The 15,033-nt window shown below is 39.2% G+C and carries 11 protein-coding genes and 1 CRISPR repeat array (1 of these 12 only partly in view); of the genes, 6 read left to right on the forward strand and 5 right to left on the reverse strand.

The features are described 5' to 3' along the window. Window positions 1-26: 26 nt before the first annotated feature. Together SD427_RS08270 and SD427_RS08275 are read left to right on the forward strand one after the other, a co-directional pair. The gene (locus tag SD427_RS08270) at window positions 27-566 is read left to right on the forward strand and encodes a hypothetical protein (RefSeq protein WP_320560801.1); all 540 of its coding nucleotides are present in this window, start codon (window positions 27-29) and stop codon (window positions 564-566) included. Window positions 567-865: 299 nt separating this feature from the next. Then, window positions 866-1,042 carry a histone H1 gene (locus SD427_RS08275; RefSeq protein WP_320560802.1) on the forward strand — a complete coding sequence of 59 codons (177 nt, stop codon included), beginning with the start codon at window positions 866-868 and terminating at the stop codon, window positions 1,040-1,042. A 203-nt stretch (window positions 1,043-1,245) separates the two neighbouring features. Here the strand turns inward: SD427_RS08275 and SD427_RS08280 are convergent, their stop codons facing one another. Both SD427_RS08280 and SD427_RS08285 read right to left on the reverse strand, forming a co-directional pair. After that, on the reverse strand, window positions 1,246-1,824 hold the full coding sequence (locus tag SD427_RS08280; protein ID WP_320560803.1) for an RDD family protein: 579 nt from the start codon (window positions 1,822-1,824) through the stop codon (window positions 1,246-1,248). A 10-nt stretch (window positions 1,825-1,834) separates the two neighbouring features. After that, window positions 1,835-3,961 carry a Tex family protein gene (locus SD427_RS08285; RefSeq protein WP_320560804.1) on the reverse strand — a complete coding sequence of 709 codons (2,127 nt, stop codon included), beginning with the start codon at window positions 3,959-3,961 and terminating at the stop codon, window positions 1,835-1,837. Between the two features lie 233 nt (window positions 3,962-4,194). On the opposite strand from SD427_RS08285, the gene SD427_RS08290 reads away from it, so the two are divergent. Next, window positions 4,195-4,872 carry a YceI family protein gene (locus SD427_RS08290; RefSeq protein WP_320560805.1) on the forward strand — a complete coding sequence of 226 codons (678 nt, stop codon included), beginning with the start codon at window positions 4,195-4,197 and terminating at the stop codon, window positions 4,870-4,872. A gap of 324 nt (window positions 4,873-5,196) precedes the next feature. Here SD427_RS08290 and SD427_RS08295 read toward each other — a convergent pair whose 3' ends face one another. Genes SD427_RS08295 through SD427_RS08305 form a run of 3 tightly spaced genes read right to left on the reverse strand, consistent with a single transcriptional unit; the run spans window position 5,197 to window position 7,890 of the window. Further along, on the reverse strand, window positions 5,197-6,057 hold the full coding sequence (locus SD427_RS08295) for a hypothetical protein (protein ID WP_320560806.1): 861 nt from the start codon (window positions 6,055-6,057) through the stop codon (window positions 5,197-5,199). Window positions 6,058-6,080: 23 nt separating this feature from the next. Next, on the reverse strand, window positions 6,081-6,995 hold the full coding sequence (locus SD427_RS08300; protein ID WP_320560807.1) for a hypothetical protein: 915 nt from the start codon (window positions 6,993-6,995) through the stop codon (window positions 6,081-6,083). After that, a complete protein-coding gene (locus SD427_RS08305) occupies window positions 6,979-7,890 on the reverse strand; it encodes a hypothetical protein (protein ID WP_320560808.1) in 912 nt (303 codons plus the stop codon). The genes SD427_RS08300 and SD427_RS08305 overlap by 17 nt, the downstream gene beginning before the upstream one ends. Before the next feature lie 409 nt (window positions 7,891-8,299). Here SD427_RS08305 and cas9 point away from each other — a divergent pair, with 409 nt between their 5' ends. From cas9 to cas2, 3 genes are read left to right on the forward strand one after another with little or no spacing between them, the layout of a single operon-like run. Continuing rightward, window positions 8,300-13,720, forward strand: coding sequence for a type II CRISPR RNA-guided endonuclease Cas9 (gene cas9 / locus SD427_RS08310; RefSeq protein ID WP_320560809.1), 5,421 nt, complete (start codon window positions 8,300-8,302; stop codon window positions 13,718-13,720). Next, window positions 13,717-14,610, forward strand: coding sequence for a type II CRISPR-associated endonuclease Cas1 (cas1, locus tag SD427_RS08315; RefSeq protein WP_320560810.1), 894 nt, complete (start codon window positions 13,717-13,719; stop codon window positions 14,608-14,610). The genes cas9 and cas1 overlap by 4 nt, the downstream gene beginning before the upstream one ends. Continuing rightward, window positions 14,607-14,945, forward strand: coding sequence for a CRISPR-associated endonuclease Cas2 (cas2, locus tag SD427_RS08320; RefSeq protein WP_320560811.1), 339 nt, complete (start codon window positions 14,607-14,609; stop codon window positions 14,943-14,945). Before cas1 ends, cas2 begins: the two co-directional genes overlap by 4 nt. Before the next feature lie 57 nt (window positions 14,946-15,002). After that, window positions 15,003-15,033: a CRISPR direct-repeat array (repeat unit 47 nt); it runs 3,481 nt beyond the window's last position.

A 15,033-nucleotide genomic window follows, 5' to 3' on the forward strand; every position in this document is an offset into this window, starting at 1 on the left:
CCATTTACATTAATAAATAAATCAACATGAAAAAAATAATATCTACCGTTTTATTAGCCATGATCTCGGGCGCCCATGCACAGGTGATTATCGGTGATGCAATCGGTACCGCAGATACCAAGACTTCGGTTTTGCTGGAGTTTGCCTCCAACCAGAACAAAGGAATTATCCTGCCTTACGTAAGAACAATGCCAGCCAGTCCTGCAGAAGGTACACTGGTGCTGGATGCCAGCGACCCGACCAGGGCCCGTGTGAAATATTTCAACGGCAACTGGATAGACCTGAGTGCACAGGATGCGGATATTACCGCTGCAATGGTAAACCAGCCGGCTGCAATACTGGCTGCTGAGGCACCGGGAGCCAGAACGATTATCGGAGCGCTGTCAAGCCCTGCAGACGGTGTGCTGGTACTGGAATCTACCACCAAAGCAATGGTGCTCCCCGCTGTGGAAGATGTACAGAATATCATCAATCCCTCTCCGGGAATGATGGTGTACATCAATAAAAGCGGTACCAAACGCCTGGCGATCTTCAACGGCAGCAAGTGGTCTTACTGGAGGCCGTAACCCAACGCAATACATTATTAATACATTTATAAACAAACAAATTCAATTACTTAAAAAAAAGAATTAATCTTTAACCCGTGTTATTACAATCTCAACCTGAAAGGCTTTTGCAAAGAGCCTTTCTTTTTTTATTGCCTTTATCAAAGGCCTCTGCGCCATACATGCTTCAAAATACTTCCGGAAATCCATAAAAACTTTAAAAATCAGATTAATTTTATGGAAATACTGTATTTTTTTTCTTCACTGTTAGGCTGGAACCACCATAAAACCTATATTTGCAGCCTAAATTTTAAAAAACAATGAAAGAACTCATCGAAAAAATCAACGCGGAATTTGAAGCTTTCACCAACGAAGCAAACCAACAGACAGAAAAAGGAAACAAGGCAGCAGGGACAAGAGCCCGTAAATCAGCTTTAGAACTGAGCAAGCTGTTCAAGGATTTCAGAAAAGTTTCTGTTGAAGAATCTAAAAAATAATTATTCTCAAAACCGGCTTTCTTAGCTGGTTTTTTTATTTTCATTATCACGTAATATAAGGAAGTATAAAAAGTCCGGGAACCTCCTTCAGTGTCCGGGAATGTATGGCAATCTGAAAACGGAAATCAGGTAATAATCTCACAGATCTGTTACGACATTACATATTGATAAAAAGATTTTACATACACAACGTCCAGCCTGGCTCACTCAATAAGCTGCTCATTGTTTTCAGGCTGTTGCGTATCAAGTAAACTTCTGATTTCATTTATTTTGCTTTCTTTTACAATATAGGTTTTGCAGATTTTGTTATTCAGGTGCATGCTGAAATTCATCTGCGGCCCTTTTCTCCAGCCCATGGTAACCGTTCTTGAGGTATATTCTGAAAAGACAGGGTCGAAATTAGCCAGGCATAATACGTTTCTTGCGAGTGATTTATAAAAACCCGGATCTTTGCCTTCTTCATCAATCACCTTCATCCTGAATATTTTCTTCCCCAAAGTGGTTCCGAAATAAAATTCGGTCACTGCTCCGGAAATAATAACAGCCGGAACCGAAAATAAAATACTTACAATGAGAACTTTATTGAATATAAAATGGAAAATTAAAACAAACACGGCCATATCAATCCATTTTGCGAAAAGCCTCTGGGTTTCATTGCCTTTAAAACCCGGATTATAAGGTAGGTAATATTCATAGGCATGATAGATCCTCTTTCCGTACCCGTCAAAATGAAGCGTCGGCCTGTGAATGATTTTCCGTTCTTTAATTTCTGATATTTTCACGGTGAAATTTTTATAAGATCATGCTCAGCTGTATTCTTTTTCTCGCTTCGTCTACCTCCGTTACTTTTACCCGGACATGCTGATGCAGCTTCACCACCTCATTGACGTCGGAAACAAAGCCTTCCTTCAGCTGGGAAATGTGCACCAGTCCGCTTTCCTTGATGCCCAGGTCTACAAAGCACCCAAAAGCCGTAATATTGTTCACGATCCCCGCAAGTACCATTCCGGTTTTCAGGTCCGTAATCTTTTTTACGTTCGAATCAAATTCGAATACCTTTGCGGATTTCCTTGGATCCAGGCCCGGCTTTTCCAGCTCTTTCACAATATCCTGGATGCTTAAGATCCCGATGGTTTCGGTCACATACTTTTCCGGACGGATCATGGCAATTTTTTCTCTGCTGGCAATCAGTTCACGGGTTTTGATGCCGAGGTCTTCTGCCATCTTTTCTACAATGCCGTACGCTTCGGGATGGACGGCAGAATTGTCCAGGGGGTTTGCAGGATTACTGATTCGTACAAAGGCAGCAGCCTGCTGAAAGGCCTTTTCACCCAGCCTCGGGACTTTTTTCAGCTGTTTCCGGTCTTCAAAAGCACCGTTTTCCGTACGGTAGTTTACAATATTTTCCGCCATTTTCTCACCGATCCCGGACACATAGCTTAACAGGGATTTGCTGGCGGTGTTCAGGTTGATGCCGACCGCATTGACACACTTCATCACGGCAGCATCCAGTTCGTTTTTTAACTGTGTCTGGTCCACATCATGCTGGTACTGTCCGACCCCGATTGATTTGGCATCGATCTTCACCAGTTCCGCCAGCGGATCCGCCAGCCTTCTTCCGATGGAGACTGCACCGCGGACGGTTACATCATAATTCGGAAATTCGTCCCTGGCAATTTTACTGGCAGAATATACCGAAGCTCCGGCTTCCGATACCACGAATACCTGCAGCGGCTTGTCAAACGCAATTTTTTTAATGAAAAACTCGGTTTCACGGCTTGCGGTCCCGTTCCCGATGGAAATGGCTTCAATATGGTAGGCATTTATCATGGAGCGGATTTTCTTCATGGCCATCCCGCTTTCGTTTTGCGGGGCATGCGGGTAAATGGTTTCATTATGGAGCAGGTCTCCTTTTTCATCCAGGCATACCACTTTGCATCCGCTCCGGTAGCCGGGATCAATCGCAAGGATCCTTTTTTCGCCCAAAGGCGGCGCGAGCAGCAGCTGGGACAGGTTGTCGGAGAAAATTTCAATGGCCTTCTTATCCGCTTTTTCTTTTGCTTCCTGCAGGGTTTCATTGGCGATGGCAGGCTCCAGCAATCTTTTGTAACTGTCTTTTATGGCTGAGGCAATCTGCCCGGCGGTCTCATTATGCCCGGTCTTAATGACTGCCTGTTCTATAAATGCTATGGCTTCCTCTTTACTGATGCCGGTATTCACTTTTACAAAACCTTCCGCTTCCGCCCTCAGCAGCGCCAGCAGCCGGTGGGAGGGTATTCTGCCGAGGTTTTCTTCCCATTCGAAATACTGGGCATATTTCTGTGCTTCCTCTTCATCCTTTCTGGCCTTTACTGCTTTTGACGTAATCACGGCATTCCGTTGGAACATCCGCCGGAGGTTTTTCCTGACATACATATTTTCATTGATCCATTCTGCCATAATATCCCGGGCGCCCTGCAATGCCTCTTCTTCGGACGCGACCTGATCATTTATGTATTTCGCAGCCAGAAACGTAAGATCCCGGGCTTTCTGGCTCATGATAATTCTGGCCAGCGGCTCCAGTCCTTTCTCTTTGGCAGCATCCGCTTTGGTTTTCTTCCTTTTCTTATAAGGCAGGTAGAGGTCTTCAATTTCCCGGATGTCAAAACTTTCTTCAATCCGCTGCCTGAGTTCAGGGTTCAGCGCATCCTGTTCTTCTACCGACTTCAGGATGGCTTCTTTCCGTTTCACCATATCTTCAAACTGCCTGCTTATTTTGGCAACCTGCTCAATCTGTACTTCATCCAGGTTTCCTGTGGCATCCTTCCGGTACCGGGAAATAAAGGGGATGGTGCAGTCTTCGGCCAGCAGCTTAAGCGTGGCATTGATGCTTTTTTCGGAAATACCGAGGGCCTGTCTGATATAGAGGGTAGCGTTCATTTTAGAATTTAAACCGCTAAAATAATCAAATTTTAACGGAGCTTATGCCTGAATGTACCATCTTTTTGTTATTTTAGCTATTGGTTTTCAGGATCCGGGAATCTCATTTATTTCTTGATGTATGGTAATGCCGGCAGGGAATAAAGTTTCCTATTTTTGGAACCCGGCAGAAACCTTGTAAAGGTTCCCGCAAAGTTCAATATAAAAAATAAACTTTTAAACAATTATATCATATGAAAAAATTAAGTGTTATGGCATTGGTAGCTGTCGGTATGCTGGCAGCATCTTGTAACAAGGATAAATCTGCAGACAATGCAAAAACGGCTCAGGAGCAAACTGTAGCAGAAAGTAAAGGTGAAAAACTGATGGTGGATGCAGCTGCTTCTGTAGTAAACTGGAAGGCATTCCACAAAGGAGGAATGGCACCGCGTTGGGGAACGTTGACCGTACAGTCCGGAGACCTGAGCGTTGAAGGCGGACAAGTTACTGCCGGAAACTTTGTGATCGATATGAACTCCCTGAAAGTAGATCCGGCTTCCGTAACAGAAAAAGATAAAAAGCCTGCTGACCTTGAAGCACACTTAAAAAACCCTGATTTCTTCGATACTACAAAAAACCCGACTTCAGATTTCAAGATTACCAGCGTAACGGATCTTACCGGAGCCCCTGCAGATGCAGTAGCCGGAGCTAACAAGACCGTAAGCGGAAACCTTACATTATCAGGAAAAACAATGAACGTAACATTCCCTGCAAAAGTAGAAGTTGCTGAAGGGGCAGCCTCTATCCAGGCCAAGTTCACGGTAAACAGAGCCGACTGGGGAATCAAGTTCGGGACTTCCGAAGCGGATCCTGCCGAATGGATGATCAGCAAAGACATCGAAATTGCTGTAGATGTAAAAGCCAAGAAATAATATAATATATTATTGTTAGATAAATCTTCAATGGAGCCGCCTTATTCGTAAGGTGGCTTTTTTGCAAATAGGTGCGGATTTACAGTACAGGATTCAAAGCCGGTTTCTGTAAAAAAGAAATTCAGGGAAACAAAATAAGATGATATTTTTACCTGAAGATGCTTATCGGAAAAGAGAAACAGTTTTTACCGGCAGCAGTTACCTGATATGATAATAAAAGATAATGCGACAGATCATGTCGCATTATCTTTTATTATCATAATTCTTTTTATATTCAGTTTTTATTAATGCTTATCGCGGCAGAATTAATGTTACCGGCTTTCATTAATTATTATAGATACGCCTGATTCTTAAGTATTTTGTGAAATCTTCGTTCGCCTTCTTTAATATTCCGGCATTGGTACCGTAATCAGGCGTAGCTGATCCGGGTTGGGTGATCACCACTTTTATACGGTCATTACTGTTAAAGCGCAGGATGGTACGCGGCAATATAACGGTTTGTAACTGATTGGAGACACCGATATCATAGGGCGTTGCCGTTCCTGACACCGGCGTCCAGGTAGTCCCGTTATCTGCAGACTTCATCACGGTAAACGCAGTATAGGTATAATTTGAATTATCGGCTGTCACACTCCGTAACGGATTGAAACTGAAATTGGCAACGACTACATAATCGCCCGTTATTTTGAGCCTGAATTCATTGCCCCCGGATAGCATCTCGATATCAGCCGGATTGTCAACCGTTACCTCATTGGCTGCCCATACTACGGGGACTTCAAAATTTTCATCCGTGTTGATATTGTTAAGCTGGGTGGCAGTAAGCGGCTGTGTAGCCGTAGACCTTATGACATACTGCCCGGACTGTGTAAAAGAAGTAACTTCCGTAAGCGTTGTGAATTTCTGCCAGACTGAACCCTGCCAGAAATAAATGGAATTAGGAATTACGGCATTGCCGGCAGTCCCGCTTGCCGTAAGGTTTACAACCATCAGGCCGGCAGCAGGGCTGGGTATGGTGGAAATGTCATTCCTGCCTGTTAAGTTCACCCTTGGTAAAAGGAAGCCTTTGTTGGAGGCAGAGATATGAAGCGCTGCAGATGAGTTGGGAGTTGCTGTTCCTATTCCCACCTGTCCGTACAACACGGCAGATAATAAAAACACCAGGCTTGTCTTGATTTTGATAATCATAGTGTGATTTATATATTTGAGCTTTAGTTAATTTTCTGGAAACGCAGCAGCCGCGAGTAGGCCAGGCCGGTTCCCGATTCGATGTTAAGGACACTGCCTGAGGGCGATGTACCGTGGTTTATGGCAGACCCTTTGGCGATAACGGTCCTTACCAGGCTGTTTTCTGCCAGATTTACAACGAAGGGGGCGATAATGACCGAACGGTTCCTGTCTCCTGTGCCCACTCCCCAGATAGAACTGGATTTGGAAATATTCGTCCAGTTTACCCCGTTATCCGTAGAAACCTGTACAATAAGGTCCAGCGCCGCAATACAGGTGCTTTCGGTAGCCTGTGTGGTACATGTGGTGGAAACCCAAGGATTATATCCCACATAACCTGTGATTTCATAATTTCCGCCGGACAGTATCCTGAAATTGTTATTGGACAGAGAGACCCTGTTCCCCACATCTACAGACATGGCACCGGTGCCGGCCGGATCAAAGGTAACCACTGCGCTTGCTCCGTTGTTGAAATCGGTTTTATTAAGCTCCTGATTTCCTCTGTTGGCCACAATAAATACCTGGGGATATAATTCTGTTTCAAAAGTCTTTGAAGTGGCAATATCCACCCAGCTTGTTCCCGTCCAATAATAGAATACATCCGCTCTGATCTGTGTATCCGTGGCAGAATTTACCGTGTTATAGACAAACAGCCCTACGGCAGGGTTGGGAATGGTGGTGGTATCCATACGGTTCTGTAATGCTATCCGTGGGAACAGCATCCCTTTTTTCTGGTTCGCCGGCAGGGAACTCACGTCTACATCCAGCAGGGCTGAAGGATGGGGGCTGAGTGTCCCGATGCCTATTCCCTGTGAAAAGGCATAATTTCCAACTAATAAGAGACCTGTAAGAATGGTGTTACGAAGTTTTTTGCGGTATAATTTATTGCTGGATATCATAATCTAATAAGGTAAGCGTTAAACTTTTTGATATAGGCGTCTTTGAGGATGCGGTAATGGAGGGAAGGGGAGCGGCAGGCGCTGTGGAAGGGTTTTCCCCGTGGAGGCTTGAAGTATCGGTAATCGCAAAGGGGTTCTGAACCACAAGCCTGATCAGCTGCCCGGCCGTTAAATTGATAGGGGTGGAAATCAGCATGGTGGTTTTCAGCAGATTACTGGTCCTGGCTCCCCAGGCCGTACGGTTTCCGATAACGTCATTCCATGTCGAGCCGTTATCACTGGAAAGCTGAAGCTTCAGGTTAAGGAAGCATCCCCTTTGCGGGGTGCCGATGGTAGTACGGTTCGGATTGTAATTGATATAGGAGGAAACTTCATACAGCCCGGTGATATTAATCTTGAAATTATTGCCGGATTTTGAAGCTATACCTCCTGAATTGATGGCAATGTCAGAATCGGCAAACGTTATCGGTATGCCTCCGTTGGCAGCACTCGTAGCATTAATTGCAGCATAGGTAAAAGACTGGGCTGAATTGGCATTCAGGCTGATCACCCTGTTATTGATAAAGGTCTGCAGTACCGTGGTCAGCCCGAAATCGATCCATTCTGTCCCGTTCCAGTGGTAAAATCGGTTGCTGAATACCTGATTGGGGAAAGTTCCGGCGTTTGCCAGGTTAAACACCAGCAGCCCGATGGCCGGTGAAGGAATTGTCTGTACATCACGCGAACCCAAGAGGTTTACTCTCGGGCCCAGGAAGCCTTTTTTATTGCCGGAAGGCAGGCTGGATGCGTCTATGTCCAGTACAGCTGACGGATGGGGCTTAGAGGTTTGTATCCCTACCTGGGATTTGCAGCAGTACGACGCAAGAAATAAGATAGATAAAAATAACTTACTCATGGAAGAAAATTGTATGCATTAAAATCTTTGCGAAAATACAATTATTTATGCAGATGACCCCTCACTTTTAATAAAGCGGGGTGAAAATCATATCATTTTTAATAAGATGCTATACCACATATAATCAAGGGTAATCTATTGGCTTGATGTGGAATTGGATTGAGTGTGTTGTAAATCAGTTATTTGTAATTTATTACATAGCTGCTTATCAGCGTGCTTAAAACAAAAATCCCCCGTATGGTAAGACGAGGGGGCTTAAATGTTTTCACAACGGAATAATCCTTATTGTGAATTGCTTTCAAAATTATAATTCAAATATAGGATAATTTTTTATTCTGTCAACTGTGGTTTCCCGTAATTTTTATAATAAAGAATTTTTATACATTTAAGAATTAAAAAAACTGAAATTATGAAAACGATATTAGGACTGGACCTGGGAACCAATTCTATTGGCTGGGCACTCGTTGAAATAGACCAAGACAGTAAAACCTTGAGAATAATAGCGCTAGGCTCTCGTATTATTCCGATGGACGGACAAGAGTTTTCAAAATTTAATGCAGGACAAAAAATAGAAAGTGCTGCTGGTAATAGAACAACTTTGCGTCGTGCAAGAATTACTAAAGAACGTTATCTGCTTAGAAGAGATCGTTTACACTTAGTATTAAATTTATTAGAAGCATTACCTGGACATTATAAAATTGAAATTGATTTTGAAAAGGATGGTAAAAAATGTGGGCAGTTCAAAGATGGAAAAGAACCTAAAATAGCATATTTGCCGACCAGAAATTTAGAGAATAGATATGATTTCTATTTTGAAGAAGCTTTTAATGAAATGATTAAAGATTTACAAAAAGTGAATCCTGAAATTAAAAATGAAAAGAAAAAGCGTGTTCCTAAAGACTGGACAATCTATTTTCTGAGAAATAAAGCAATGTCTGAACGAATTTCATTAGAAGAATTGGCTTGGGTTTTATTAAGTTATAATCAGAAAAGAGGAACAGATTTAGACGAAATAGAAAATGAGGATGAAAAATCTGATGAAATAAAAGAACAGCTCGACTTAAAAGTTATAAAAGTTGAACAGAATAATGATGTAAATGGAGATTTCTTTGAAATTATATTAAATGATGCTGAGAATTTTAAATACAAAGAATACACAACTGAACAATTGACTTTTAAGGACGATGTTAAAGAGGTTACGAAAATCTTAAAATTAGATGACGCAGGTAATATAATTAATGAAAAAACAACTTACCATATAAGTGATTTATATAATTTGACGCTTGCTAACATCAAGCATACTGATATTGATGATAAAAAAGCTAAGCACAAATACGACTTTATCTACACAAATGGTTGGAAGACCGAAAAGAAAAAAGAAAAGTTTGATGTAACGTATCAGAAATTAGAAAAGCAAATTAAGGAAGAATCCAAAGTTATTACAGAATTATTTGTTATTTCAAATAAATACGATTTCACTGGAAAACCAGAATCCATCGTTCCTAATATAAAATTACCGGATTTCAATAGTGAAGGAAGTAAAGACTGGACTTTGCTTAAAAAGAAAACAGAGAAAGATGTCATTTCTTATAATATTGCAAATGGGTTTCTCAATAAGGATGGAAGTGCAAAGCATTTCATATCGCCGAAGATTTATGATGTATTAAAAAATGATGCAAAAACAGGAGAAAGAACCAGAATCATCGGAGGCCTTTTTCAAACGATTGACAGAAAGTTTTATCGGGAAGAATTGTATCAAATAATTAATACGCAAAGAAAATTCCATACATCAACTTTAGATAACAAAGATACTTTTGAAAAATGCGTAAAACTGCTTTATCCACACAATGAAGAGCATTCCAAAGCTTTGATGGAAAATAAACAAGCGTTAACCAATTTATTGGTTGAAGATATTTTATTATATCAACGACCGTTAAAATCAAAAAGGTCTGAAGTTTCTGATTGTAAATATGAAATTGATTATTGGAAAGAAGACGTGAATATTTCAACAGGCGAGATTATCGAAATTCCTGTTTATAAAAAAGCTGTTTCAGCTTCACATCCTTTGTTTCAGGAGTTTAGAATTTGGGATAAAATACACAATATCAGATTGATTCAATTGGAATCTGAAGATGCTCAAGGGAATTCTAAAACGAACGTAGATATTACTTCTCAGTATTTTAAACCTGAAAACTATCAAGCTTTATTCAATCATTTCAATAGTAGGTCAACAGTGGGTATAGATGATTTTTTAACATTTTGCAAGGAACAGTTTAAGCTAGATATTGGTAAAAGAGGAGAAAGAAAAATTCTATGGAATTATCCGGTAGAAGAAGAGTTTAAAGGAAACGAAACGAGAAAAAATTTTGAAATTAGATTTAAACGATGCGGATTTGAAGATTTTAATAGGTTTATGACTCAGCAAAAAGAAATTGAGTTATGGCATTATTTATATTCTGTAACTTTTGCTGAAAGGAAAAAAGTCAGTCAGGTCAAAGATGATTCCAATCCAAAATTTGGAAAAACAGGTATCTGCAACTTTTTTAATAAATATTTTAAAAATGAAAATATTGCACCAGAAGTTTTAGAAAAATTATGTCGGGATTTTGAAAACTATCCAAAGTTTGCGTCTAAATATGCTTCTTATTCTATAAAAGCGTTAAATAAAATCCTGTCCGTGATGCGTGTTGGAGAAAATTTCTTGACTTCTAGGGCAATGAGTGAAAAATGGCAAGAAAAGTATATCGATAGAGCTGATACAATTCTCAAAAAAAATAAAGAAATAGATTGGTCTGCAGAAGATATTGATTTAAGAAATGTTGTATTAAATGATGTAAATATGAGAACCGGAGAAATTCCTTTTCCTAAAGGTCTTTTTAATACGTTTAAAAACTTTGAATCAGTTGATAATTTTCAATTTTTGAATTTAACACAGGCTTCTTATTTTGTTTACGGAAGACATTCTGAATTGGCACAAGCAAAATATTGGAACAGTCCCGATAAAATAAGAGAGGAAATAACGAAAGAATTGAAACATCATTCTTTAAATAATCCAACTGCCGAAAAAGTATTGAAAGAAACCCTGAAAGTTGTTGCTGATATTTGGGAAATCCATGGAAATTCAGAAGAAAAATTCTTTAATGAAATTCATTTGGAAGTCGCAAGAGAATTACAGAAATCCAATCAGGAAAAGAAAGATATTGTAGAGCGTCAAAAAAATAGCAGAGCTGAAAATAACAGGCTGAGGAATATTTTGGAAGAATTTTTAAGTAGTTCTTCCTACAAGGCAAAAAGAGGAAACCAAGATCATTTTGAACGATTAAAAATTGTAGAAGATGGAGCTAAAATAAGAAGTTATTTGGAGAAAGATTTTTATTTAAATAACAAAGATAAGTTCAGTAAAACCGATATTGAAACAATTCTCAAAAAGACAAAAATAACAAAAACCGATTTTGAAAAATACAAACTTTGGATTGAACAAGGATACAAATCGCCCTATACTGGTAATTTAATCAATTTGACTGATTTGTTTGACGGCAACAAATATAATATTGACCATATATTTTCCAGAGCTGCTATTACGAACGATTCGCTAAACAATAAAGTGGTTTGTGAAGCTGTAATTAATAGGTTTAAATCGCATAGAACAGGAAGGGAGTTTATTGCGCAATTTGGTGGAAAGGCACATACTGTTTTTGACGAAAAATTAAATAAAAATGTAATGTTTAATCTTATTGATGAAGATGCTTACGTGAGTTTGGTAAAATCTCAATTTAAAGATTCTAAAAAATTAATTCTTCTCTCAAAAGATGTTCCGAAAGGATTTACCGAAAGCCAGCTTAACAATACTAAATATATTGCCAGAAAAGCAATGGAGCTATTAAGTCATATTGTAAGAGAAGATGGCGAAGTAGAATTTAGGTCAAGGAATGTACTTCCTGTATCCGGTGCTGTTACCGATAGACTTAAAAAAGAATGGAAAATAAATCAAATCTGGACAGAACTCTTAAAACCAAGATTTGAAAGGCTTAATAAAATCCATAACTCACAAGATTTTGGAAACTACAGCATTTCTAAAAGCGGACACCAATATTTCGATATTAATATCAAGAATATTTTAGAGAAAAATGACAAGTTTGATTTAAAGAGATTAGACCATCGCCATCACGCTTTAGATGCTTTAATTATTGCTTTGTGTACTGAAAATCACGTTCAGTATTTCAACAACATCAATTCTGGAATTACAAATAAGAAGAAAGAAAAGATGGAGGCGATAAAAAAGCAAAGGGCAGGAATCAAAAGGCAAATAATGTACAGCGAAAAAGACAAAGAAAACCCGAATGAAAAAGTTTGGAGATATATGTTGCCTGGTTCATTTAGGAAAAAAGAAGCCTTGAATAACGAAAAGGATTCTGTAGTTGATATTTTATGGACAAATAATTATTCTGCTAATGAAAGTAAAGATTATAAAAATATAATTCTGGAATCCTTAGAAAACTGCATTGCTTCATTTAAAAATGACTTTAAAATAGTTTCAAAATCTTCAAACAAATATGAAAGCTATTATGATGAAAAAGGGGATTTGAGGTTAAATAAAGCGGGCAAACCTCAAAAGGAACTTATCAGTCAGAATAATAAAAATAACAAGCACTGGAGTGTTAGAAAACCTTTGCACAAAGACAATCCTTCAAGTAGGATAGAGACGGGTATTCTGGCTAAAGTTTGGTATAGCTCAATGGATTCTTTGGAAGACATCGTTGATGAAGGTTTACGTAATAAAGCAATAAGTATTTTTCAGAATATTGATGAAAATGAAGATGTTCTAACTTTTCAAAAAACTAAATATAAGGAAGCTAAAGAACTGTTGAAAATGATCGAAAAGAAAGAACAACAGCTTAAAAAAGAAAAGCAATTATCATCAAGAGAAGATATAATTAAAAGTATTGAAAAACTAAAGTCAGATTATGAAAATGAATATTTTCCATTTTTAATTTTCGAAAATGAAAAATTAGTTGAAAAGCTAAATTTTAATGAAATTAAATATCGAAAATACCAACCACTTATGGACTTAGCAGAGCGTAAAAGTCAAGCGAAAAAGATAGTTACGCTTGATGCAATGAAAAAAAAGCTTGAAAAGATTTCAGATGCAGAAATTAAGAATGAGCTATTGGATCATTTAGAACAATCAGACAATGACATAGATATTGCTTTCAGTGTTGAAGGAATTGAGAATTTTAATAATAAAAGAAAAGAAGCTGGTAAAAATATTTTAAAGAAAATTCCAATTTCGGAAAGTGGTTCTGGAAAATATACAGTAGGAAATAAATTTTCAAATAGGCACAAATGGGTCGAAGCTGAACAAGGTACTAATCTATATTTTGCAATCTACGAAGATAAAAATAAAATTAGAAATTTTGAAAAAATACCTCTTAGAACTGCAATAAACAGAGTTATCAATCACGAGGAAATTGTTCCTAAATTCAATAAAAAAGGGTGTGAGTTATTATTCGTTCTTTCTCCTAATGATTTAATTTACTTGCCAACAATGGAAGAATTTACAAGTCCCAATCCTATGCCTATTTCAAATTTGAATAAGTATAGATTTTTTACTGTTAACGACTTTTCAAAAACAATTTACTTTTCACCAGTAAATATCTCAAATAGTATAATTTCCAAAGAAATTGATATGAATTATGATAATAAAAAAGATAAAATTACTGGCTCCTTTGATACAAAAACAGCAAGTTTTGACGGTGTTCAAATAAAAGATTTTTGTTGGAAAGTTGAAACTAACAGATTAGGGGAAATAATAGAAATAATCAACCAATGATCACCCGCTCAATCTACATCGGCAATCCGGCCTACCTGAAAATCAAAGACGAGCAGATGAAGATCCTCTGCCCGGAAACCAGAACCGAAAAGGGGAGTGTTCCCGTAGAAGATTTGGGGCTGCTGATGCTGGACCATTTCCGGATCACGGTTTCCCATCAGCTGATCCAGAAAATGATGGGAAACAATGTGGTGGTCATCAGCTGCGATTCCCACCATCTCCCTCACGGCATTATGCTTCCGCTTTATGGCCATACCGAACACTCGGACCGGGTAAAAGACCAGCTGGAAGCCAGCGAACCGTTGAAAAAGCAGCTCTGGAAACAGACCATAGAGTGCAAAATTGAAAACCAGAAAAACGTACTGATGAAACTCGGGAATTATTATGAACCGATGCTTGAATACCAGCGGAATGTCAGGTCAGGTGACATTACCAATATGGAAGGCATCGCGGCCCAGCATTACTGGAAATACCTGATCAGCCTGGATTTCCTCCGCGAACGTTTCGGGGATTCGCCAAACCCCTTTTTCAATTTTGGATACTCCGTGCTCAGAAGTATTGTGGCCAGGGCTATTGTGGAAACCGGACTGCTGCCTGTCCTGGGGATTTTTCACAAGAACAAATACAATCCGTACTGCCTGGCAGATGACCTGATGGAACCGTACCGCCCGTTTGTTGATCTGCTCGTGATGCAGTGGCTCGGCATACATCCTGAAACGGAAGAATTAAATAAGGAATTTAAGGCGCATATCCTGCAGGTCGCTGCGAAAGATGTGAACATTGACGGTAAAACAAGGCCTCTGATGGTAGCGGTAAAGATGACTGCCGTTTCGCTGTATAAATGCTATACAGGCGAGAAGCGCCTGATTTCTTATCCTGAACTATTATGAATGCCGAAAGGTTTAATGCATACCGGATTATGTGGGTATTAGTATTGTATGATCTCCCGACGGAAACAAAGGCCAATATGAGAGATGCCAACCGTTTCCGGAAATCACTGATCGATGACGGATTTACTCTATTCCAGTTTTCGATGTATGTGCGGCATTGCCCGAGCCGTGAAAATGCTGAGGTCCATATCAAACGGGTTAAGTTTATGCTGCCCAAAGCGGGGAAGGTAGCCATTATGTGCATTACGGATAAGCAGTTCGGGGATATTGAAATCTTTTTTGCCAGGAATAAAGAAGAGCCGCCGCCAACCTTCCAGCAGCTTGAATTATTCTGAATTTTAAATCCTGAAAACAAAAATAAACTACTGGAATCCAGTAGTTTATTTTTTGAGGCTGTGACTAATCACGAAGATAGTAAATTTT

The organism is Chryseobacterium sp. JJR-5R, assembly GCF_034047335.1.
GTDB lineage: Bacteria > Bacteroidota > Bacteroidia > Flavobacteriales > Weeksellaceae > Chryseobacterium.